The organism is Rhodococcus sp. MPR-R1B, assembly GCF_058793255.1.
The window spans coordinates 394,691-416,599 of sequence record NZ_JBXAFO010000002.1 but is presented as its reverse complement, the minus strand read 5'-3'; the positions used below and the strand labels follow the sequence as shown (position 1 = coordinate 416,599).

Here is a 21,909-nt window from a genome sequence, read left to right as displayed (position 1 = left end):
CTTAATTCCGCAAGCCCCATCCCCTGTGCGCGGTTAGGGAGTGCAGGGACTCCTTAACCACTCACGGGGGTAGATGTCCCAGTCAACGAGACATACGCCGCCAACTGAATTCCGATCGATACGCTCCAGATTAAGACGACTGCTTAATCCGCCCGGTTTTGCACACGCCAAGGAGCCTGCTGGTGAATCGCCATTCCATTCCGATCATTCCCGAGACGCCGAACGTCGCGGCCGCCGTGTACTACCCCGATCAGAATCCCCCGTACACCCGCCCGGAACCGCTTCGCCCGCCGGCCGGGGCCCCGAACGTGCTGCTGATCATGATCGACGACGTCGGATTCGGCGCACCCTCCGCGTTCGGTGGCCCGTGCCGCACCCCCACCGCCGAGCGTTTGGCCGAAACCGGCGTGAAATACAGCCGATTCCACACCACGGCTCTGTGCTCGCCGACGCGTGCCGCCACACTGACCGGGCGCAACCACCACAGTGTCGGTATGGGTGTCATCTCCGAAATGGCCAACGCGGCACCGGGATACAACGGGACCCGCCCCGCCTCTGCCGCCACGGTCGCACGCGTCCTACAGGGAAACGGCTATGCGACAGGTGCTTTCGGCAAGATGCACCAGACCCCGACGTGGGAGACCACCGCTGCCGGGCCGTTCGATCGGTGGCCGGTCCGTGAGGGTTTCGACAAGTTCTACGGTTTCCTCGGTGCCGAGTCCGACCAGTTCACCCCGGTTCTCTACGAGGACTTCACGATGGTCGACTTACCCAAGACACCACAGGAGGGTTACCACCTGTCAGAGGATCTCGTCGACCACGCGATCGAATGGATCGAGGGCGTCAACACGATGGACCCCGACAAGCCGTGGTTCTGCTATCTCCCCTTCGGCGCGTGCCACGCTCCACTCCAGGTTCCGGACCGATACCTGAACAAGTACGTCGGCGAATTCGATCACGGGTGGGATCGCCAACGCGAGATCACCCTCCAAAAGCAGAAGGAACTGGGCGTCGTCGCTCCTGATACCGAATTGGCCCCGTGGGCTCCAGGGCTCCCACACTGGGACGAACTCGACGACGACCAGAAGAAGGTCTCGGCCCGTTTGATGGAGTTGTACGCGGCGTTTCTCGAGCACACCGACGACGAGGTAGGCAGGCTCGTCGACCGGTTGCAGGACATGGATGTACTCGACAACACTCTGGTGCTCTACATGATGGGTGACAACGGCGCTTCCGCGGAAGGCGGAATGGAGGGCTCGTTCAACTACCTCGCCGGCCTCAACGGTTACAAGAGTGCGACATCCGACGTACTGGCGCGCTACGACGAATTGGGGACCGAAACCAGCTACCCGCACTATCCGGCGTCGTGGGCTCTGGCTCTCGACACCCCTTACCAGTGGGCCAAGCAGGTTGCGTCCCATTACGGCGGTACCCGAAACGGTCTGATCACCCACTGGCCCAAGGGGATCGACAAGCCAGGAATCAGGGAGCAGTGGCATCACTGCGTCGACATCACGCCGACAATCCTGGAAGCTGCCGGTATTCAGGCACCGACCAGCGTCGACGGGGTCACCCAGAAACCGATGGAAGGCGTGGCGATGAACTACACCTTCGCCGAGCCCGATGCCGAAGAGCGCCACACCACACAGTATTTCGAGATCTTCGGCAACCGCGGAATTTACGATCACGGTTGGACCGCAGTCACGGCCCACCGCGCACCCTGGCTGATGGCCACTCACGGCCTCGAGCTCACACCGATGAGCGAGGACCGTTGGGAGCTGTACGACACCTCGGTCGACTGGTCGCAGGCCCGCGATCTCGCGGACGAGCATCCCGAGATCCTCGCCCGGCTCAAGGAAAAGTTCCTCGTCGAGGCGGCCAAATATCAGGTGCTGCCGCTGGACGACAGAACGGTCGGTCGCCACGCCACCGCGGAATCACGACCCCCGCATCCGATGATGGGCCGCAAGACCCTCACGCTGTACCCACACATGAACGGTCTGGTCGAGAAAGCCGCGCCGACGTTCTTCAACCGCTCGTACACGCTGACCGCAAGTCTGGGTAGCGTCGCCGACGGCATGCTGGTCAGCCTCGGTGGCCGGTTCGGCGGATTCGCTTTGTACATACTCGATTCCGTCCCCGTCTACTGCTACAACTTCAGCGGCGGTGGTCGGACCTTCCTGCGTGGGCGCAACCCGCTGGCACCCAATGCACGCGAGGTGTCCGTCCACTTCGAGTACGACGGCGGCGGAATCGGCAAGGGTGGAACCGCAACCCTGAGCGTCGACGACGAGGTGGTCTCCGAAGGCCGGATCGAGAAGACCACTCGGGCGATCTTCAGCATGAACGAACAGCTCGACGTCGGCATCAACCGGGGAAGCCCGGTCGCGGAAGAGTTCGCGGACAAGGGCACGTTCCGCTACGGCGGCAAACTCCACAGCGTGATCGTCGACTTACGATCCACCCGAGATGTGGTGTCCGCAGAGGAACGGGAGAAAATCTCACTCGCCGTGCACTGATCGACCAGGCGACGCTCGCCGATTGTGCAGCCGCGCGCGATATCTGCCGTGCGGCTGCACAATCGCCCTGCGTCTATCCGACCGTGTACATCTGCAGGCACGGCCCCACCGGGCGAGCTTCCAGGATGTCGCGGGCCTTCTCACGCGCTGCGTTGAACTCCCAGGGCGCAGTGGTGCCCGGCACTCCGAATCGATATCTGCTCAAGGCACATGAACGCTGCGGTTCCGGTAGACGATCCAAGGCAGGTACCGCGTCGACGGAGAGCCCGCGTAAGTAGGAAACGTCGATGCTCTTGCCGCCCTCGAACCGTTCCACGTTCTTTTGCGCGATGTACGCGTCGGGGTTGAACACCGCGAAGGCCAGCAGCGCGACGGCCGAAGTGGCGAGAACAGCTGTGGGCAGCCACTTCGCGGACATCCGAATACCTGCGACGAGCAACAACACGAACACGAAGCCAAGAAGCAGCTCGGTCGCGAAGACGCTGACCCGGAGCACCGTGAAACCGTACTGATTCTCGTACAACCACATCCGGTGCACAGCGGACGCCACGATCACCAGGCTGAAAACACACAGGGCACCCAGCAGTCCGCGGGCAAGACGCCTCGATCCAGCGTCGCGGCGGTCGATGTACCGCACTGCGACGGCGATGACGAGCAGCGTCAGCACGGTAACCGCCATGAGCTGCCAGAAACCCTCACGCGCATAGTCCGCATAGGTCAGTCCATCGGTCACCTGTACGTGCTCGTCTCCCCCGAACAGCGTCTTCGTCTGTACTGCAACAAAACCGAGGAACAGCACGTTGAGTACTCCGAGCGGGACCGCCCACTCCCACATCGGCAACGGCGTCGCCTGCGCAGGTGCAAACGCGTCCACCGTCGGCGTTCTGCGGCGCAGATACACCGCAACCAGCGTGCCGAACGCCATCACGACGCCGGCAAAGATCCGTGCTCCCGGGTTCGACACCGAGATGGCAGGAGCGAAGCCGTCGAAGATCTTCGCGAACTCCGGATCCGCACTCACGAACAAAGATCCGAAAATCAACAGGAGAAGAATCGATACTGCGCTCACGACGACAACTCGCGCCGCCGGCACCCGCGGAGCAGAGCGGGTAGCGAGCTTTCGACGACGAACGAAGTTGACCGTCCGGTGCGGTGCCCGCCAGGGAGCGAACGTTCCCAGAAGTATCCCGGTCCACGTCCGCCCGCCGATCAGAGTCCACGTGAACAGAACCCACGCAACCACGACGCAGAGGAACACCAACCACTCCGCACCGCGAACGGCGGCAACACCCAGCAGTGCGAGCATCCCGATGGCGGCGACCCACTGCGTCACGGTCATCCGCGGCGGCGTCAGAATCCCGAAGACGATCACCACACCGGCACCCACGATCACGTACGCGATACTCGCGAACCCTGGGTCGAGGATCAGCGCCGCAAGCACCCCTACTCCGGCCGCGCCGAGGAGCATCGAGCGGGTGGCCATCGACGTGCGATCGGGACGCCAGAACCGGCTGGGACGCTTGGGTTTTACGGCCGGCATCGGCGGTTTCGGTGGAATTACTATCGGAGCGCTCATGTGATCTCCTATGTGTCTGGTTCAATTTTCAGGGTCGGAAGTACAGACGAATGCCGATGAAGACACGCGCCATCGCGAGATCTCTCGATCTCGTCAGGGACTTTGATTCAGTTCTGCGGCAGCACTACTCGAATGCAACAACCCGACGGGGCATCGACGACGGCAATCCTGCCGTCATGTAATTCGACCGCCCACTTCGCGATCGCGAGGCCGAGTCCGGTGCCCCCGTCGGTCGAGCCGCCGCGGATGAAGCGGTCGAACACTCGCTCACGGGCCTGTGGTTCGATGCCGGGGCCGTCGTCGTGGACGTCGAGCACCAACTCCCCCGCGCTGCCGGTACGTACTCGGATCACAACTTTGGTGTCGACGTTCCCGTGCTGAACCGCGTTGTCCACCAGGTTGGTCACCACCTGATGGAGGCGATCCGGATCGGCGACCACGGACAATTGCGGAGGCTTGACGTCTATCTCGATGTCGCCCGCACTCACACTCGACAGCTCGCGTAGGAACGGCTCGACCTCGAAACGGCGGCGTTTCAACGGCATAGCGCCACCCTCGAGTTTCGAGAGATCGAGAAGGTCGGCTACCAGCGCGCCCAGTCGTTCCGTTTGCCGCAGCGCCGATTTCATCATCGCCGGATCCGGTTCTTCGACACCGTCGACGACGTTCTCGAGCATGGCTTGCAAAGCGGTGATGGGCGTGCGCAGTTCGTGGGAGACGTTGCCGATCAACTCGCGGCGGTACCGGTCGTCGGCCCCGAGGTCCTCGGCCATCCGATTGAACGCATGGGCGAGTTCGCCTACTTCGTCTCTGGAAGTCGCTCGTACTCGCCGCGAATAGTCGCCGCGCGCCATCGCCTTCGCCGCGGCCGTCATCTCGCGAAGCGGTGACGTCATCCCGTGTGCGAGCACCTGCGTAACGCCGAGAGCGACAACCAACGCCGTCAGTAGAGCAAAACGAAACGGTTGTTGCGACGTCAGCCAGAAACCACCCGCGGCGAACACCAGTGCTGCGACAACCAGGAGGCCGACCTTCACCTTGAAGGACCGCATCGGGTCCAGCGGCCGCGGCCACCGTGCAAAAAGACGGTCGACGACGCTCATCGCGGCACGTCCCAGGCGTACCCGACCCCGTGAACGGTCCGGATCACGGAAGGTCCGAGCTTGCGTCGCAGCGCCTTGACGTGGCTGTCGACGGTCCGACTGCCCGCTCCCTCACCCCAGCCCCAGATCTCCTCGAGCAGCGACTCCCGCGGGATCGCGGCTCGCGGCCGCTCCGCCAGATAGGCGATGAGATCGAATTCGGTGCGAGTCAGGTGAACTTCTTGCGCATCACGGCGCACTCGACGTTCGGTCAGGTCGATCACGACGTCACCGAACTCGAGGAGGTCGGCCACCGGGCGAGCAGCGTGCTCCGCGCGATCCGCACGCCGAAGCAGAGCCTGCACCCGGGCGACGAGCACACGCATGCTGAACGGCTTGCTCAGATAATCGTCGGCCCCGACGCCGAGACCGATCAGCATGTCCGTTTCATCGGCGCGAGCGGTCAGCATCAGCACAGGCACCGGGCGCACGGCCTGGATGCGGCGGCAGACTTCGAGTCCGTCGAATCCCGGCATCATCACGTCGAGTACCACCAGGTCGGCGTCCATCTGCTCGCAGCGGGCCACCGCGCTGGGACCGTCGAATGCCAGCTCGACGTCGTAGCCCTCGGCACGCAGCCTCGCCGCGATGGACTCGCAGATGCTGACCTCGTCGTCGACCACGAGCACTCTTCGCTGACTCATGGAACTGACTGTATTCGGCCCTCGTGGATGAACCTGGGAGGACTTGTGAAGGTTCTGTGCAGGTTCTAGAACCTGCGGATGTTGTTGATCGGCAGATCCGCCAGGGGCGTCAGTCCGGTCGGAACACCAACTCCGTAGGCGTTGAACACCATTCCGAACCCAGCGTAGATGCCGACGTGCGTCGCACCGGGGTAGAAGGTGATGACGTCGCCGGGGGCGAGGGCCCACCGGGGAACCGACTGTCCGACGTTGGCCTGCTGTTGGCTGGTCCGTGGCAGATTCACGCCGGCCTGCCGAAACGCCCATTGCACCAGCCCGGAGCAGTCCCACGAGTTCGGCCCGACGCCGCCCCACTGGTAGGGCTTTCCGGTCTGAGTGCTCGCCGCTGCCAGCGCGATCAGCCCTGCCGGGCTCGGAATCGGAAGGGCGGCTGATCCGCTGCTGATACTGCCCGTGCTTCCCAAGCTTCCGGAACTCCCGCTACTGCCACCGCTACCGAGGCTTCCCGGGTCGGCTGAGGCAGGGGCAGCGGAAAGCAACAGGACACTTCCGGTCAGCAAAGCCGCGACCGTTCCCGTGCGGAGTGTCGACTTCTTCATGCATCCGTCCTTCGTGGGAGTCGTTTCGGCGCGCGGCAGCGCACCTCGATAGCCGTGAACTGGTAAGACACGTGAAAACAAACACTTCGTTCGGATGTTAACGGCGTGGACGTGGTGTTCGGACAGGAATGATTGATCCGATTTGTCGGTTTTGAACAAACGGGCCTTACGTCCCGGGCTGGCAGAAGATCAGGGAATGATGGGGGATTTCCTGGATCCCGCGGCACGACAAGGTCCATAGATTCGACTCATGCGCCCATACCTGCTCGTCGCCGCGGTCATCATCGGAGCCACCACGGCACTCGTCGGTTGCTCGACGCTCCAGCGCGCAGTGGAGATTCAATCGGATCTCGACGGACTCACCAGGTCGGGTGTCGTCGGGTCGATCGCAACACTCGACGACGGCACCACGACGGCTGTCATGACCAGCGGCGTGCCCAACCGGACCAACGGCGATTCGATCGGCAAGAATGATCGCGTCCGGATCGGAAGTGTGACAAAGACATTCACAGCTTCACTCGTTCTGCAGTTGGTCGCCGAGGGCAAGGTCGACCTCGACGCACCGATCGAGCGGTATCTCCCGGGCCTACTGCACAGCAGTGACATGGACGGCAGTGGCATCGACGGTAGCGCGATCACCGTGCGGCAACTGCTGCAACATCGCAGCGGCCTTCCCGAGTTCGCCGGAGAACCCGGCGCCGACGAATGGATTGCAGCTAACGAGAACCGAACGCTGACGCCGTCCGCCGCGGTCGCCATCGCCCTCGGCAAACCGGCGCAATTCGTCCCCGGAACGTCGTTCGTCTACACCAACACCAACTACATCGTTCTCGGAATGCTCGTCGAATCCGTGAGCGGCCGCAGCTACGCCGATGAACTCCGGTCTCGGATACTCGATCCGCTGGACTTGGAAGACACGTACCTCCCGCCGGCCGGTGAGCTCGACATCAGGGGCGATCACCTGACGGGCTATCAGGATCTCGACGGTGGCCTGACCGACGTTTCCCGCACGGAACCGTCGATCCCCTGGGCTGCCGGAGCGATGGTCTCGACGGGCACAGACCTGAACACCTTCTGGCGTGCACTACTCGACGGGCAGGTGGTGCCGGCCGAGCAGCTTGCCGAGATGACCACCCCTCAGGTCGCCGCCACCGAAGCCGAGGGACTCGGGTACGGGATGGGCGTCGGCGCCACCGAACTTCCCTGCGGCGTCACCTATACCGGCCACAGTGGCGGGATCTACGGGTACTACACACTGTCCGGCGCGACGCCGGACCGCGCGTTCACTGTGACGCTGACGTCGACGCCGAAGGACCAGCCGGACACCGTCGCGATACTCTCGCACGCACTCTGCCCCTGACGCTGTTACCAGTATTGATAACGTTTTCCATCAGTGTCCGCGACGAAAATGACCGCGTCGGCGCCGTCCAACTCCGAAGGTTTCAGCGGCAGGTGGCCGGGCAGGATCGCCTCTCCCGCGGTGACGGACGGGTCAAGTGCTGCGCGAAGTGCGGGCGCCAGAAACAGGGCACGCCGACTGGTCGCATCGGCCAACGCTCCCTGCAGAGTGCCCGGATCACTGTCGGGGTTGGCGTCGGTTGCCACGAATACGTAGCGCTCCCCGAGGACAAGTCCGACAAGTGAGCCGGCGCTCCCCCAGCTGACCACGTCGCCGTTGACGGGCATGTCGGACGGCACTCGCAGGAGATGGGCATTGTGTGCGAAGAGCAGGATCGGCCCGCGTCGCTGCTCCTGGACGACGACCGCCAACAGGTTCTCGGCCATCATCTCGGCACGCAGACTGAGCAGAGTGCCGATGCGATCAGGAGCGGAACTCGCCATCGCGGAGTGATAGCGCAAGAGCCCCAGAGCGGTGCGTGAATGTGCAAGGGCCAGGTCGTACCCGGCCGGGTCGGCGGGCCGCAGCACAGGTGCGGCGCGCCGCAGGACGCTGGCGAGGTCGTCCGCAATGATGCGCAGGGCACGAGCCTGATCGGAGTTGCCGACGGACGCAGCCGGTTCGAACATCGCCGCCGGGTTGGTCCAGTCGGTGTCCTGCCCGAGCAGAAGGTCGATGTCGTCGAACGAGTGCGGCCGCATCGCAGCGGGCAGGAAGTCACCTGCTGCAGACAGCGCGCCACGTGGGCTCGGTGCGCCGGAATACTCCACCGGAGCGTCGAAGCCGTAGAAGCGAACTCGGTCGGCCGGAGCGCGGCCGTGGTTGTACTCGCGTAGCCATTCGACGAGTTCGCGGTTACCCGGTACCGCACCGAATCCGTGGCTGAAGCCTGTGTCGAGCACCTTCTCGATGTCCGCCTCTCCCCCGTTCACGTAGTCGTTCACGAGCAAAGCCGCAAAGACATCTGTTTCGAGCACGATCGACCGATATCCTCGTTCGACCAGTTGGCCGAGAAGTTCGTTGCGCAGCAACGGAAAAGCCTTGATCCCATGAGTCGGCTCGCCGAGGGCGAGCAGAGTCGGCACCTCGGTTAGCGTGGCGAGCAGTTCGTCGACCGCACGACCAAGACTTGCCGCGTCTTCGAGTTGGCGGCCGAACTCACTCAGCGCTGGGGCAGTGGACATGATCATCCCTTTCGAAGGTGGACTGCCTTCGACAGTATCGTTGAAGATTCGAGTGAAACTTTCACCGGCAATTACCTGGGGTATACCGTGAAAAGCCTCAATCGGAGGTGATCAGTGCGGCCCATAGACCTTGCCCGTGAACACGGGTTGTCCGCACAGGCGATCCGCAACTACGACGATGCCGGCATCCTCCCTCCGACCGAGCGCAGCACTTACGGCTACCGGCGATACACCCCAGTGCACGCGCAAGCCCTGCGCACTTTCCTCGCATTGCGCGGCGGTCACGGGCACCAGCGGGCCACGGAAATCATGCGGGCGACCAACCAGGGCGACACCGAGTCCGCCTATCGCCTGATCGACAGTGCGCACATGACGCTGCTCGCCGAGCGAGGAACTCGCACCGAGGTAGCCACAGCGCTGGGGACTCTGTCCACCATGGCACCGGCACTGGTGCACGGTCCAGCGCTGACGGTGGGTGAGCTGGCGCGCCGTCTCGGCGTTCACCCGGCGACACTGCGCACATGGGAAGAGCACGGCATCCTGCGCCCCGAGCGCGAACGAGCAACGGGTTATCGCGAATACGGTCCGGAGTGTGTGCGCGACGCCGAGATCGCACGGCAGCTGCGGCGCGGTGGCTATCGGCTGTCGCAAGTCGCTCAGTTTCTCGATTCGCTGCGCGAGGCCGGCGGAGCAGACGCATTGTCAGCGTTCCTCGAATCCTGGCAAGACCGGCTGACCACACGCAGTCGCAACCTTCTCGCCGGCGCAGCTCAGCTCGATGCCTATCTCACGATGCTGGATCAGACCTCGCCTGGTTGCCGATCAGCAAACGGTTGAGGCGTCAGTTCACAAGCCGCGCAAGGCTCCTCACCATCTCACCGACGGTGTCGGTCGACGGCCACGGGAATTCCGGGAGATCGGCCCGCAACATCACCTGTCCGTGCAGCGAAGTCCAGATCGATACCGCATCGACAAAAGTGTCTGTGCTGGCCGACCTCCCAGCGGCGACGCACGCGTCGAGGTTGGTCACCAGTGTGTTGAAGGCGGCCAGTCCTCGCGTATCCGATTGTGGTGACTGACCTTTCGGCCTGGACCACCCGAACAAGACCCGATACCGAGCGGGCTCGGAAATGCCGAACTCGACGTATGCCGAGCACCCGGCATACAGACCCTCGACCGGGTCGGGGTGTGCGGAAACGGCGTCGGCCACGGCGAGATGCAACTGCTCCAGCGATTCGGAGACCACCGCTTCGACAATGGCATCGCGATCGGAAAAGTGTCCGTAGATAGATGGTGCGGATATCCCGACTTCGCGAGCGACTGATCGGAGCGTCACCGCCTGATCCGATCCGGTGCGGGCGATGAGCGTCGCCGCTGCGGCGACGATCTCTCCGCGGAGCCGTGCGCCGCTTCCTCTCGGATTTCGGGCGCGAGTACTCCGAGAACCACTCGTCCCAGTTTCATCGGCATCTTCGGAAACATCACTCACCCGACAAACTTTACACATGTAAGGCGAGGGGGTACGTTCTCATCACTAAACATTCGTAAGGTTACATTCGTAAGGACATGATGAATTCCCTCGAACCCACTGACCGGCGACGATGGGCAGCACTGGGCGCCCTCTGCACATCCCTCGTCGTAGTCACGATCGACAACACCATCCTCAACACCGCTATCCCGACCCTTGCCCGCGAACTGCGGGCGACCACCGTCGACCTGCAATGGATCACCAACGCATACACATTGGCGTTCGCCGCCTTGCTCATCACGGCAGGTGGACTCGGCGCGAGATTCGGTCACCGTCGGATACTTCTGACCGGCCTCACCTTGTTCGCCCTCGGGTCAGCCTTCGCTGCCCTCTCTCACACGTCAATGCAGCTGATCGGATGGAGAACAGTGATGGGGGCAGCCGCCGCACTGGTCATGCCGGCGACGCTGTCACTTGTCGTCTCGATGTTCGCCCCGCACGAGAGAGGCCGGGCGATAGGAATCTGGTCTGCAACCGCCGGACTGGGAATCGCGATCGGCCCCGTGGCCGGTGGCGTACTTCTCGAACATTTCAGTTGGGGAAGCGTCTTCTGGATAAACGTCCCACTGGTCGCCGGTGTGATCGCCGCGACGGTTTTTCTTGTGCCCCCGGCAAGAGGGATCACGAAGGGTTCGTTCGACATCCCCGGACTCCTGCTGTCCGCCGGCGGACTGGCTTTGATCGTGGATGCCCTCACCCAAGCAAGCCTTCGCGGATGGTCGTCGCCCATCACGGTGCTGGAGATCGTCAGCGCAACAGCACTTCTCGCCGGGTTCGTCTGGTGGGAGCTGCGGGCCCCGGCGCCGATGACAGACGTGCGCATCTTCACCAGCCGAGTGTTCAGCATCTCCAATGCCATCTTGGCCGCAACGTTCTTCGCCTTGTTCGGTGTTCTCTTCACGTACACGCAATACCTCCAATTCGTTCGCGGTTACGGTCCATTGGTTGCCGGCGTCGGTGCAGTTCCGTTTGCACTGGTGATGGCGGCTGTCGCCTCCAGCAGCGATCGTGTGGTTGGCCGACTCGGGGTGCGCAGCTCGATCGCGGGCGGCCTCGCGGTCATGTCCGTGGGACTGTTGGTCTTGTCGATCGCCGCGGGTAGGTACGCACCGTTCGGGGTCCTGGCTGCGATCATGGCACTGGTTGGCGCCGGGATGGGGCTGGTCATGGCTCCGGCAACAACTGCGTCGATGTCGTCGGTTGCGCCCCAGCAGGCTGCGATGGCAAGTTCGATCAACAGTGTCGTAAGGGAATTGGGTGGAGTTCTGGGCGTCGCCGTCGTCGGGACAGTCGTAGCAACGGTTTTCCGGTCCCGCTTCGAACCCGGAGTCGGCACTTCCACAGTCGATCTGGCGCAGATCCACGCCGACGCTCCCCCGGTGAGCATTGTGGCGGAAGCAGCGAATCAGGCTTACACTTCGGCGATGTGCATGGGAATCCAGATCTGTGCCGCAGCAGCGTTCCTCGGCGCGTTGGCCGTTATTGCCTTGTTTCCCGCACCACGTCGCCCGGCTTCTTGTCCTCCCGCAGACCCCGCCAACTCGGATGGCGAAGGCGTCCGGTCCCCGTCCAATCCATGAACCGCGCCTCACCGACGAGTTCCGGCCTCACCCACACCGCACCCTTGCGGTCATCTGCTGGAAGTTCCTCCCCGAACGGACTTTCCTTCTGACGCAGCGGTTCCAGTGTCGCAAGTAAAGACTCCAAGTCGCGATCACTGAAGCCGGTACCGACGCGCCCCACGTAGGTCAATCCATCCTCACCCGGAATTCCCATGAGCAGCGCCCCGATCCCCTGTGCTCGATTGCCCTGCCCAGTGCGCCACCCTCCGATCACCACCTCTTGAGTGCGCCAGTTCTTCACCTTGATCCAACTCGACCCACGCCGCCCCGGAAGGTAGACCGATGCACGACGTTTGGCGACAATCCCTTCCCATCCGGCATCGGTACTCACCTCCAACGCGTTCTCCGCCGTGCCCTCGATCTGTGGAGGTACCTCGAGCTCACCGACCTTGCCCGCCAACGCATTCAACACGGTGCGCCGGTCCGAGTAGGATTTCCGCAGCAAAGACACTCCGTCGAGGTACAGAAGATCGAAGGCCAGGAACACCGGCTCCCCACCTCGCTGGAGAAGACCGAAATCGGTGACCCCCGCGTCGTTGTACGCCACCACTTCACCGTCGAGAACCACGTCATGACCGTCCAGCACCTCGGCCAACCCGGCAAGGGCGGGATAGTCCCCGGTCTTGTCGTTACCCGCGCGACTGCGAAGTGACATTGTGCCCGAATGATATTCGAGAATCACTCGGATCCCGTCCCACTTACCTTCGAAAGCCCACTCCTGCGAGTCGAGACCTTCGAGCGTTCCAGCGGTGGCAAGCATCGGCTCGAGATTCTTGGGAAACTCCGTTCCGAAACTCGCGTTCTGATCCTTCATCAGATGCATCAACCACTGGTCACCCTTCGTCCGGATCAGCGCGAAGCGTCCCTGCACCCGTTTCCCACTGAGGCGCACGATCACCTCGTCTTCACGCCACTTCTCGGTCTCGTACGTCCCGGAATCCCAAATCGTCATCGAACCGCCGCCGTACTCCCCCTTCGGAATCGTGCCCGAGAACGTGGCGTACTCGAGCGGGTGATCCTCGGTGTGCACGGCCAACCGATTCTCTCCGGCACTGGTCGGCACGCCCTTCGGAACAGCCCAGGACACGAGCACACCATCCCGCTCCAGCCGAACGTCGTAATGCAATCGTCTGGCGTGATGTTCCTGAATCACAAAGGTATTGCCCGCTGTCTCCTTGGTCACCGCAGCAGGGATCGGCTCCGGCGTCCGGTCGGCCGACCGCTTGTTGCGATAGTGCGTCAACGTGTCGGCTACAGCCGCCGAGACCGGCGGATCCAGATCGCCCAGCAGATCACCATCGGATTCGACGCGCTCCAGAACCTCGTCGAACAACAGATGTCGTAGTTTCGGATCGTCGAGTTCGTCCCAACTGCGCGGCGCGGCAACATAGGGTTGATCGCGACCGCGCATCGAGTACGGCGCAATGGTTGTCTTGGCTGCGTTGTTCTGACTCCAGTCCACGAAAATCTTGCCTGCCCGCACATTTCGAGCCATCGTCGCGGTGACGAGATCCGGGTGAAGCTTCTCGAGTCCGGTGGCGATCTGCTTGGCGACAGTCGACGCACCGCTGCCGTCCAAGGCTCGATCCAGTGGAACGTAGAGGTGAATTCCCTTGCTACCACTGGTTACCGGATAGGCAGTCCACCCCAGAGTTGCGACCAGATCTCGAATCGACCTCGCCACCTCGGCGCACTCGGTCAATCCGACGCCTTCGCCCGGGTCGAGATCGAATACCAGTCGTGTCGCCGGACCACGCTCGGAACCGTCGAATCGCCATTGGGGAACGTGCAATTCGAGTGCGGCCTGCTGCCCCAGCCACGCCAGGGATGCAACGGAATCGAAGACCGGGTAAGTGACGACACGATCAGAATGTTGCAGCGACGCACGCGTGAGCCACTGCGGGGCAGACGACGCAAGGTTCTTCTCGAAGAAGGACTGACCGTCCACGCCATTGGGCCAACGCTTACGAGTGCCCGGTCTACCGACGACATGCGGAAGCATGACTGCGGCGATACGGGTGTAGTAGTCGATGACTTCGGCCTTCGTGGTGCCGCTCTCGGGGTAGAGGATCTTGCCCAGATTGGTCACGGACACCGTTGTGCCGTCGAGCGTGATCTGACCCCGATCCGTCGTTGCCATTTCCTCATTGTGCTGGATAGTGCTGCATCTGGCAGTAGAAATCTGGTGGATCGGAAACCTGCCGCTGCGCCAGGCCACGGGCAAGACTGGATTCTCGATGGGAGAGGAGACCACGATGACAGTTCGCAGTTCCGTGGAGCCGTTGGTCGACAACAACTGGCGGATGTTCGCCACCTGTAAGACGGTGGACCCCGCCGTGTTCTATTCGCCGGGTGAAGAACGCGGACGCAATCGGGCTGCACGGGAAAATTCCGCGAAGCAGGTGTGCTTCCGCTGCCCGGTCATTCGGGACTGCCTGACCTTTGCACTCGACACCGCTGAACCACACGGAGTATGGGGTGGGACGACACCGTCGGAGCGCCTTGCACTACGACGCTCAGCTGCGTGAACTCCGCTCACACGAGACCCCCGTCACGTTCGTACCGGACAAACAGGCAAGATGGCCTTGTGCCTATGACACGACGCGCTGTTGCCGTGACCGCGATCTTCGCTTCCTCGATCTTGTTGGGCTCGTGTTCGTCGCAGCCGGAGGCACCTGCGGCAGCGGACACCACGACCACGGTTCCCGAGGCATTCACCAAACTGCCCTCGACCACCGCCGTGGACAAGTGCGGACCACAGAGCGGGACCACCCTCGAAGACGGTGTCTTGACCATCGCCACCGATTCGCCGGCGTACGCGCCGTGGTTCGTCGACAACACTCCGTCCAACGGCAAGGGCTTCGAGGGGGCGGTGGCCCGGGCCGTCGTCGGCAAACTCGGGTACAACGCCGATCAGGTTCGCTTCACCACGGCCGCCTTCAACGACGCACTGAAACCAGGCCCCAAGGATTTCGACTTCGACGTCAATCAGTTCACGGTTTCCGGGGATCGCCGCGAGAACGTCGACTTCAGCTCGCCGTATTACGCAGTGGCGCAGTCGGTGATCGCCTCGCGCGGGAGCAAAGCCGCTGAGGCAAAGAATCTTGCGGATCTTGCCGGCTACCGACTGGGCGCTCAGACCGGTTCCACCAGCCTCGCGGCGATCACGGACACGATTGTTCCGACCACTGCGCCACGCGAGTTCGCGACCACGGACGATGCGAAAGCTGCGCTGGCCGCAGGCGAGATCGACGCACTGGTCGTCGACATCCCGACCGGATTTCACATCACCGAGAACGAACTGCCCGGGTCGGTCATCGTGGGTCAGTTTCCGCGGCCCAACGCGGTCACCGAATTCTTCGGGTTCGTGCTCGAGAAGAACAGTCCTCTGACGGCGTGCGTCTCTGCCGCCGTGGATGCGCTCTACGCCGACGGCACCCTCGAGAGACTCGCAACCGAATGGATCACGGACAGCGCCGACGCGCCAGTCCTCGAGTAGTTCAGCCGGCGCGCCCACTGATCGCGCCGACGAAGACCTTCGGGATGTCTGCCGGTGTCGGAGCGAAGTGGCTGTTGCCGCCGGTGAGAGCCGAAATCTGCTCGAGCACATCGGTATCGGCGTCATCGGTGACACCGATGGTGATGATCGGTACCGGCCGCGTCGGGTCCTGCTCGCGAGTCAGGGTGTCGAGAAGTTCCTGCAGCGAGATACTCGACGGATCATCGTTCGCACCGTCGGTCAGTAGAATCACCGAATTGATCGAGGCCGGATCGTAGGTCTGTTGCATGGACCGATACGCGGCGAGAACGCTGTCGTACAAACCTGTTCCGCCGCCGACGATCGAAGAGAGGCTGTCGATCCGAGACAGCAGTTTGCTCCGATGATCCGTGTCGCCTTCAGTTGCATCCATACGGGCGACAGGTTCGAGTTCGCGGTAGTCCGTGCCCTCGCCGAGGTCTATGGAGAATGCCCAGAGACCCAATTGTGCGTTGGCGGGAAACATTCGGATCGCAATGTCACCGGCCTGTGCAGTCGCGGCCATTCGAGTGACCCCGTCCTGCATGTAGTCCATGGACCCCGAGACGTCGACAACTGCCAGTGCACGGGAAGGCCTGGACAGAATCTCGTACCGCGCAAGCGCTTTGGTGACCACAGTCGGATCGGACGGCACCAGCGAGCCAACCTTTCCCACTCCACCGGCTACCGGTGGGGCCTGATCCGCGCCGCGGAACCCGAGGCCGGCAAGTACGGAGCGCCCGGTGTCCGATGTCAGCGCTGCCGCCAGCAGTTTGCCGGCGTCGACCGCCGCCGCCGAGTCTGCACCCACACCTGCCATCGGGTAGTCCATGAAGACCGAACCGGAAGACGGTACCGACGCGGTGAGTCGACTGTCCGCATGTGCGGCGAGATAAGCCTCGAAGGTCTGCTCGGTCGTCACCGCGGTCCCGCCGTCCGCGTCCACGGTTTGGATGCGTCCGGTCGAACCGGTTTCCTTCAGATTTCCGTACTGCGCTTGCGCCACCGGGACCAGGGCTGCCGAAATGGACGTGAGGTCCCCGCCCCGCGACTGGGCCTCGGCAAAGGCTGCCACGATCGGTGCGCTGGAGACGGCACTGGTGAGGGGATCGCCGATGTGCAGTGCTGGAGCGCCGAGGACATCCGTCCAAGCGGCGGGTGCCTCGCTACCCGGCGCCGAGACAGTGACAACAGGGGTGGACGCGACCGAGTTGCTGATCCGGCGAATCTCCTGCCCGCTAGCCGAAACCTTGTCCAACCATTCGCTCGAATCAGGGATCCACAGTGCGGGTGCCGAACCGTCGGCGATCGCCGCGACGGTGAGCACGGGATCTTGCGGCGTCACACTGAGCGAGCTGCACCCGAGTTCCGTAGCGGGGATGGCAGCGGCGACAGCTTCGAGTCCCGTGGCGATCGACGGATCGGCGGCCACGGTCACGGTTTCCGGGTTCTCACAGCTGGTTGCCGTCGCAGCTGTGACAGCACTCGCACCGAGTTCTCCCTTGTCGCTGACGCTTTTGAACGTCACGGCGAATGCTGCGGTTCCACCGACTGCGACTACTGCCAAGAGTCCGATCAGAACCTGCACGGATCGAGGCATGGACGCAGGTGGTGCGCCGTACCCATGACGAGACGACATTGATCGAATCCTTTCCGGCGGGACCCGCATCAATAACCAACCGATGCCCGGTTTATCCCGCCGAAAAGAATCCTAACTCATGTTAGCGGTGAAGTAGCTCGATGTGGAAATCTCCACAACTTAGGTGTAGATCTGGACAAACTGGGCCAGCGACTTCTCCACATCGCCTTTGAGCGCCCGCGCCACACTCGAACCGATCGGGCCGAACAACGGCGCGCCGCCCAACTCGACTGTCAGCGCGAGTTCCGACCCGTCGCCCTTTGCCTTGACGTCGAGTTCGAGACCGAGCTTGACCCCGCCCTTGCCGTCTCCCTTGAGCGAGATCGCCTTCGGGACGTCGTACTTCTTGATGGTCCACCGAACGCGGTTGCGCAGGCCCTTCACGGTCACGACCGAGCTGATCTCGGTGCCGACACCCAGTTGTTCGGGAAGTTCACTGCGCCATCCGTCGTGAACCACGAGCCAGTTTTCGTATCCACTGAGATCGGACGCCTTGTCCCACACTTCCTGAGGAGGAAGCGGAACGTCGATTTTCACTGTGAGCTTTGCCATGGCAGAACAATAAGCCCCGTGCGCCTTTTCCGTAACCAGAGGTACCAGAAAGACGCACGGGGCTTTGCCCCTCTTAGTGGCTGACAGCCTTTTCGACGCCGACGCCGGTGAGGGAGCGAACTTCCATCTCCGCCTGCTTTGCCGGATCTTCGATCTTGTTACGTCCGATGTACGTACCGACGATGCCGAGGACGAATGCCAGCGGAATCGAGACGATGCCGGGGTTCGAGAGCGGGAACCAGGCGAAGTCGGAGTTCGGGAACATCGACGACGGCTTACCCGACACCGCCGGGGAGAACACGATCAGCGTCAAGCAGCTGATCAAACCGCCGTAGATGCTGAAGAGCGCACCGGTGGTGTTGAACTTCTTCCAGAACAACGAGTAGAGCAGGGTGGGCAGGTTCGCCGAGGCCGCCACCGCGAAGGCGAGAGCCACCAGGAAGGCGATGTTCTGCCCCATCGCCATGATGCCGAGAACGATGGAGACGAGTCCGATGACCACGACGGTGATTCGAGAAACTCGAACCTGCTGCTCCTCGGTTGCGTTGCCGCGCTTGATGACACTGGCGTAGATGTCGTGAGCGAACGACGCCGAAGCAGTGATCGCGAGACCGGCAACGACGGCGAGGATGGTCGCGAACGCCACCGCGGAGATGATGCCGAGGAAGATGGTGCCACCGAGCTCGAAGGCGAGAAGCGGAGCGGCCGCGTTCTCCTTACCAGGCGCTGCCAAGATCTTGTCCGGTCCGACCATGCTGGCCGCGCCGTAGCCGAGAACCAGTGTGAACAGGTAGAAGGCACCGATCAGCGCGATCGCCCAGGTCACCGAGCGGCGAGCTTCCTTGGCAGTGGGCACCGTGTAGAAGCGCATCAGCACGTGCGGCAGGCCCGCCGTGCCGAGCACCAAAGCGATTCCGAGAGAGATGAAGTCGAGCTTCGTCATTCCGGAAAGACCGTACTTGGCACCGGGGCCGAGGATGTCGCGTCCCTGCACACCCTTGGTGGTGGAACTGTTGACCATGTCCTGCGCATTGGCGAGCAACTGAGAGAAGTTGCCGCGCACTGCCCACAGAACGAGTACGAACATGATTCCGGCTCCGGCAACCAGCAGAACTGCCTTGACCATCTGTACGTAGGTGGTGCCCTTCATGCCGCCGACCAAGACGTACACGATCATCAGCACACCCACGATCGCGACGACGATCGACTGTCCCACCTTGCCGTCGATGTTGAGCAACAGGGCGACAAGTCCACCGGCGCCGGCCATCTGGGCAAGAAGGTAGAAGAGGGAAACCGCCAGAGTGGACAGGGCCGCCGCCATGCGCACCGGACGCTGCTTGAGCCGGAAGCTCAGGACGTCGGCCATCGTGAATCTGCCCGTGTTCCTGAGCAATTCGGCGACCAGGAGCAGTGCAACCAACCAGGCGACAAGGAATCCGATGGAGTACAGGAATCCGTCGTAGCCGTACACGGCGATCGCACCTGCGATACCGAGGAACGATGCCGCCGAGAGGTAGTCACCGGCGATGGCGAACCCGTTCTGCGGGCCGGTGAACTGCCCACCGCCGGTGTAGAAGTCGGACGCCTTCTTGGTGGTCCGGCTGGCGCGGATCACCAGCGTCATGGTCACGACGACGAAAGCGAGGAAGATCGCGATGTTGAAGGCTGGGTTTCCTACGTCCGTTCCGGACGCGGCGAGTGTGGTGATCACTGTGCGGGACCTTCCAGTTCTTCACGGATGGCGGCGGAGCGGGGATCGAGCTCACGACCGGCGAACTTCACGTACCACGCGGTGATGGCGAAGGTCGTGACGAATTGCCCGAGGCCGAGGATGATGCCGAGATTGATGTTGCCGAGGACCTTGGTGGCCATGAAGTCGTGGGCATAGGTAGCCAGGACGACGTACACCGCATACCAGAGCAGGAAGAATGCAGTGATGGGGAAAACGAACTTGCGCAGACGCGTTCGGAGTTCCTGGAATTCGGGACTCGCTTGCATGTCTATGAATGCCTGGGCATCCGGGGTGCGTCGCTCTTGCGGCGACCCCTCACTGATTTCTGCTGTGGACACTGCCGGCTCCTCGCCTCGCGTGTGAAGTGAACTACGCACAGACGTTAGTGAGATCGGAGTCACATGAAGACGCTGTGGCGTCAGTCACACGGTGAGCAGTCGCGCGCTGCGCCGAACGGTCAGGCAGGCGCGACCAACGGCAGAGGGTTCGGGCGGTGAAAGTCAGGGTTGGCGGAGATCGTCTTCGCGATCGGAGCCCATTCCGAGCCGTTCCGGGGCGTGCATCCGCGTGAAGATTCGCGCAATATCTGCCGGTATCTGCTTCGACGACACCTTGCTCACGACGATCATCGTGAGGAACGCCAGCGGCACGCTCACCGCGGCCGGGAACGCGAAAATGGCTGCCGGCCAGCCACCGAGGACGTCCTCCGACAAACCACCCAGGACGGCGACAGTAGCGGCAGTGCCCGCAACACATCCACCGACAACCATCCCCGCCCCCGCGCCGACGGCAGTCAGACCGCGCCACCAGATACCCAATACGAGCAGTGGGCAGAGCGTCGACGCAGCGACTGCGAACACCAAACCGACGGTTCTCGAGAGGTCGACCGACACCACCGCCAGCGACAGCACGAGAGGAACGACCCCGGCCAGTAGCGCTGCAATACGGAAGTCTCGAACTCGACCACGGAGAACATCGGTACTGACGACGCCGGCGATGCTGACGAGCAATCCGGACGACGTCGACAGGAAAGCGGCGATGGCACCGGACGCCACGAGGGCTGCCAGCAGTTGTCCGCCCCACCCCGAGAACACCGAGCCCGGCAACAGCAGCACCGCCGCGTCAGAGGTGCCGGTGATCAGAAGTTGCGGGACGTACAGTCGAGCGAAAACACCGAGGAGTGTCGGAAACAGGTAGAACACGCTGACCAGACCGACAACGGCGAGCGACGTCAGACGGGCTGCCCGGCCGTCGGGGTTGGTGTAGAACCGGACGAGAACATGAGGAAGGCCGAGCGTTCCGAGGAAGGTCGCGAGCATCAGCGAGTACACCTGGTACATCGGGTGCGGCCCACCGAAACCCCAACCCGGGGTGATCCAGTCAGAGTTCTGCGCGGGCGCTCCGGCGACGACAGGGACAGCGGCTCCCGCGTCGAGGACCATGGACATGCCTTCACCGAGAGTGTGCTCCCCCGGCCCCAGGGTCATCGTGCCTTCGACCGCTCGCCCGTCGACTGTGCCGCCGCTGACCGTCACCGGCTCGGACACCTGGACGACGACGTCGGTGGTGATGTCGACGGTCGTCGCAGTGGTGACCGTCGGCGGCATCGACGCGCCGACGTCGTGGTGATCGCCGAAGAAGTAGAAGGTCAGTGCCACAGCGGGAATCGCGACGGCAGTCAGTTTCAGCCAGTACTGGAAGGCCTGAACGAAGGTGATCGAGCGCATCCCGCCGCCGACGACGTTGGCGATGACGATGACCCCGACCGCTACGCCGCCGATCCAACTGGGAACCCCGAGCAAGATATTGAGCGTCAGTCCCGCGCCTTGGAACTGCGGGATCAGGTACAGGATGCACACCATCGCGACCACGAGCATCGCGAGCTTGCGCAATCGCGGTGAGCCGAGACGGAACTCGGCGAAATCGGGGACGGTATACGCACCGGAACGCCGAAGCGGCGCTGCGACGAACAGCAGCAGGGCGAGGTATCCGGCGGTGAAGCCGATGGGATACCAGAGTGCGTCGGCGCCGTACTTGGCGACCAGCCCCGCAACACCGAGAAACGAAGCAGCAGAGAGGTACTCGCCAGAGATGGCCGTCGCATTCCACCGCGCACTGACGGTTCTGGACGCGACGAGAAAGTCCGAGGTGGTACGAGCGAGCCGAACGCCGTAGATTCCGATAGCCACCGTCGCGACAGCTGCTGCCACGATGCCGAGCACCGTCAACACCGGGATAGGTTGTCCTCCCACAGTG

The 21,909-nt window shown here is 62.9% G+C and carries 18 protein-coding genes; 6 read left to right on the top strand and 12 right to left on the bottom strand.

The genetic code is table 11. The annotated features are described in order from the left end of the window. Positions 1 to 182 precede the first annotated feature (182 nt). Positions 183 to 2,519 carry an arylsulfatase gene (locus AC1Q61_RS04685; RefSeq protein WP_042921378.1) on the top strand — a complete coding sequence of 779 codons (2,337 nt, stop codon included), beginning with the start codon at positions 183 to 185 and terminating at the stop codon, positions 2,517 to 2,519. Between the two features lie 73 nt (positions 2,520 to 2,592). Here the strand turns inward: AC1Q61_RS04685 and AC1Q61_RS04680 are convergent, their stop codons facing one another. From AC1Q61_RS04680 to AC1Q61_RS04665, 4 genes are all read right to left on the bottom strand, one after another. Beyond that, positions 2,593 to 4,095 carry a DUF4153 domain-containing protein gene (locus AC1Q61_RS04680; protein ID WP_492650985.1) on the bottom strand — a complete coding sequence of 501 codons (1,503 nt, stop codon included), beginning with the start codon at positions 4,093 to 4,095 and terminating at the stop codon, positions 2,593 to 2,595. 107 nt (positions 4,096 to 4,202) lie between these two features. After that, entirely contained in the window at positions 4,203 to 5,198 is a 996-nt protein-coding gene (locus AC1Q61_RS04675; protein ID WP_007727705.1) for a HAMP domain-containing sensor histidine kinase, read from the bottom strand. Then, the gene (locus AC1Q61_RS04670; RefSeq protein ID WP_003940586.1) at positions 5,195 to 5,881 is read right to left on the bottom strand and encodes a response regulator transcription factor; all 687 of its coding nucleotides are present in this window, start codon (positions 5,879 to 5,881) and stop codon (positions 5,195 to 5,197) included. Before AC1Q61_RS04670 ends, AC1Q61_RS04675 begins: the two co-directional genes overlap by 4 nt. 65 nt (positions 5,882 to 5,946) lie before the next feature. Further along, positions 5,947 to 6,480 carry an NlpC/P60 family protein gene (locus AC1Q61_RS04665; protein ID WP_052417006.1) on the bottom strand — a complete coding sequence of 178 codons (534 nt, stop codon included), beginning with the start codon at positions 6,478 to 6,480 and terminating at the stop codon, positions 5,947 to 5,949. A 250-nt stretch (positions 6,481 to 6,730) separates the two neighbouring features. Between AC1Q61_RS04665 and AC1Q61_RS04660 the strand changes: the two genes are divergently transcribed. Then, positions 6,731 to 7,840 (top strand): serine hydrolase domain-containing protein, encoded by a 1,110-nt coding sequence (locus AC1Q61_RS04660; RefSeq protein WP_058037853.1) that lies wholly within the window; start codon positions 6,731 to 6,733, stop codon positions 7,838 to 7,840. A 5-nt stretch (positions 7,841 to 7,845) separates the two neighbouring features. Here AC1Q61_RS04660 and AC1Q61_RS04655 read toward each other — a convergent pair whose 3' ends face one another. Continuing rightward, on the bottom strand, positions 7,846 to 9,069 hold the full coding sequence (locus tag AC1Q61_RS04655) for an erythromycin esterase family protein (RefSeq protein ID WP_215516038.1): 1,224 nt from the start codon (positions 9,067 to 9,069) through the stop codon (positions 7,846 to 7,848). Positions 9,070 to 9,177: 108 nt separating this feature from the next. Between AC1Q61_RS04655 and AC1Q61_RS04650 the strand changes: the two genes are divergently transcribed. Further along, on the top strand, positions 9,178 to 9,900 hold the full coding sequence (locus tag AC1Q61_RS04650; RefSeq protein WP_042921385.1) for a TioE family transcriptional regulator: 723 nt from the start codon (positions 9,178 to 9,180) through the stop codon (positions 9,898 to 9,900). 4 nt (positions 9,901 to 9,904) lie between these two features. Here the strand turns inward: AC1Q61_RS04650 and AC1Q61_RS04645 are convergent, their stop codons facing one another. Beyond that, on the bottom strand, positions 9,905 to 10,552 hold the full coding sequence (locus AC1Q61_RS04645) for a TetR/AcrR family transcriptional regulator (protein WP_003940096.1): 648 nt from the start codon (positions 10,550 to 10,552) through the stop codon (positions 9,905 to 9,907). A 77-nt stretch (positions 10,553 to 10,629) separates the two neighbouring features. Between AC1Q61_RS04645 and AC1Q61_RS04640 the strand changes: the two genes are divergently transcribed. Then, entirely contained in the window at positions 10,630 to 12,171 is a 1,542-nt protein-coding gene (locus tag AC1Q61_RS04640; RefSeq protein WP_042921389.1) for an MFS transporter, read from the top strand. Here the strand turns inward: AC1Q61_RS04640 and AC1Q61_RS04635 are convergent. After that, positions 12,071 to 14,353, bottom strand: coding sequence for an ATP-dependent DNA ligase (locus tag AC1Q61_RS04635; protein ID WP_215516039.1), 2,283 nt, complete (start codon positions 14,351 to 14,353; stop codon positions 12,071 to 12,073). The genes AC1Q61_RS04640 and AC1Q61_RS04635 overlap by 101 nt on opposite strands. Positions 14,354 to 14,468: 115 nt before the next feature. On the opposite strand from AC1Q61_RS04635, the gene AC1Q61_RS04630 reads away from it, so the two are divergent. Together AC1Q61_RS04630 and AC1Q61_RS04625 are read left to right on the top strand one after the other, a co-directional pair. Next, complete coding sequence (locus AC1Q61_RS04630) at positions 14,469 to 14,741, top strand: WhiB family transcriptional regulator (protein WP_037128762.1); 273 nt, start codon at positions 14,469 to 14,471, stop codon at positions 14,739 to 14,741. Positions 14,742 to 14,806: 65 nt separating this feature from the next. Then, entirely contained in the window at positions 14,807 to 15,712 is a 906-nt protein-coding gene (locus AC1Q61_RS04625; protein WP_003940429.1) for an ABC transporter substrate-binding protein, read from the top strand. Between the two features lies 1 nt (position 15,713). On the opposite strand, the gene AC1Q61_RS04620 is transcribed toward AC1Q61_RS04625, so the two are convergent. The 5 genes from AC1Q61_RS04620 to AC1Q61_RS04600 all read right to left on the bottom strand — a co-directional run bounded on the left by AC1Q61_RS04620 (position 15,714) and on the right by AC1Q61_RS04600 (position 21,905). Further along, entirely contained in the window at positions 15,714 to 17,369 is a 1,656-nt protein-coding gene (locus tag AC1Q61_RS04620) for a substrate-binding domain-containing protein (protein ID WP_003940495.1), read from the bottom strand. Between the two features lie 120 nt (positions 17,370 to 17,489). Continuing rightward, positions 17,490 to 17,921, bottom strand: a complete 432-nt coding sequence (locus tag AC1Q61_RS04615; protein ID WP_003939735.1) for a type II toxin-antitoxin system Rv0910 family toxin — start codon at positions 17,919 to 17,921, stop codon at positions 17,490 to 17,492. 73 nt (positions 17,922 to 17,994) lie between these two features. Then, the gene (locus tag AC1Q61_RS04610) at positions 17,995 to 19,632 is read right to left on the bottom strand and encodes a monocarboxylic acid transporter (protein ID WP_007727752.1); all 1,638 of its coding nucleotides are present in this window, start codon (positions 19,630 to 19,632) and stop codon (positions 17,995 to 17,997) included. After that, positions 19,629 to 19,991 (bottom strand): DUF485 domain-containing protein, encoded by a 363-nt coding sequence (locus AC1Q61_RS04605; protein ID WP_003939976.1) that lies wholly within the window; start codon positions 19,989 to 19,991, stop codon positions 19,629 to 19,631. The genes AC1Q61_RS04610 and AC1Q61_RS04605 overlap by 4 nt, the downstream gene beginning before the upstream one ends. Positions 19,992 to 20,153: 162 nt before the next feature. Then, a complete protein-coding gene (locus tag AC1Q61_RS04600) occupies positions 20,154 to 21,905 on the bottom strand; it encodes a sodium/solute symporter (protein ID WP_030534942.1) in 1,752 nt (583 codons plus the stop codon). Between the last annotated feature and the right edge of the window lie 4 nt (positions 21,906 to 21,909).

Excerpts from the sequence above, each read along its gene's own strand:
- AC1Q61_RS04680 (WP_492650985.1), bottom strand. The coding sequence starts at position 4,095 with ATGAGCGCTCCGATAGTAATTCCACCGAAACCGCCGATGCCGGCCGTA.
- AC1Q61_RS04675 (WP_007727705.1), bottom strand. The coding sequence starts at position 5,198 with ATGAGCGTCGTCGACCGTCTTTTTGCACGGTGGCCGCGGCCGCTGGAC.
- AC1Q61_RS04670 (WP_003940586.1), bottom strand. The coding sequence starts at position 5,881 with ATGAGTCAGCGAAGAGTGCTCGTGGTCGACGACGAGGTCAGCATCTGC.
- AC1Q61_RS04665 (WP_052417006.1), bottom strand. The coding sequence starts at position 6,480 with ATGAAGAAGTCGACACTCCGCACGGGAACGGTCGCGGCTTTGCTGACC.
- AC1Q61_RS04660 (WP_058037853.1), top strand. The coding sequence starts at position 6,731 with ATGCGCCCATACCTGCTCGTCGCCGCGGTCATCATCGGAGCCACCACG.
- AC1Q61_RS04655 (WP_215516038.1), bottom strand. The coding sequence starts at position 9,069 with ATGATCATGTCCACTGCCCCAGCGCTGAGTGAGTTCGGCCGCCAACTC.
- AC1Q61_RS04640 (WP_042921389.1), top strand. The coding sequence starts at position 10,630 with ATGATGAATTCCCTCGAACCCACTGACCGGCGACGATGGGCAGCACTG.
- AC1Q61_RS04635 (WP_215516039.1), bottom strand. The coding sequence starts at position 14,353 with ATGGCAACGACGGATCGGGGTCAGATCACGCTCGACGGCACAACGGTG.
- AC1Q61_RS04630 (WP_037128762.1), top strand. The coding sequence starts at position 14,469 with ATGACAGTTCGCAGTTCCGTGGAGCCGTTGGTCGACAACAACTGGCGG.
- AC1Q61_RS04625 (WP_003940429.1), top strand. The coding sequence starts at position 14,807 with ATGACACGACGCGCTGTTGCCGTGACCGCGATCTTCGCTTCCTCGATC.
- AC1Q61_RS04620 (WP_003940495.1), bottom strand. The coding sequence starts at position 17,369 with ATGTCGTCTCGTCATGGGTACGGCGCACCACCTGCGTCCATGCCTCGA.
- AC1Q61_RS04615 (WP_003939735.1), bottom strand. The coding sequence starts at position 17,921 with ATGGCAAAGCTCACAGTGAAAATCGACGTTCCGCTTCCTCCTCAGGAA.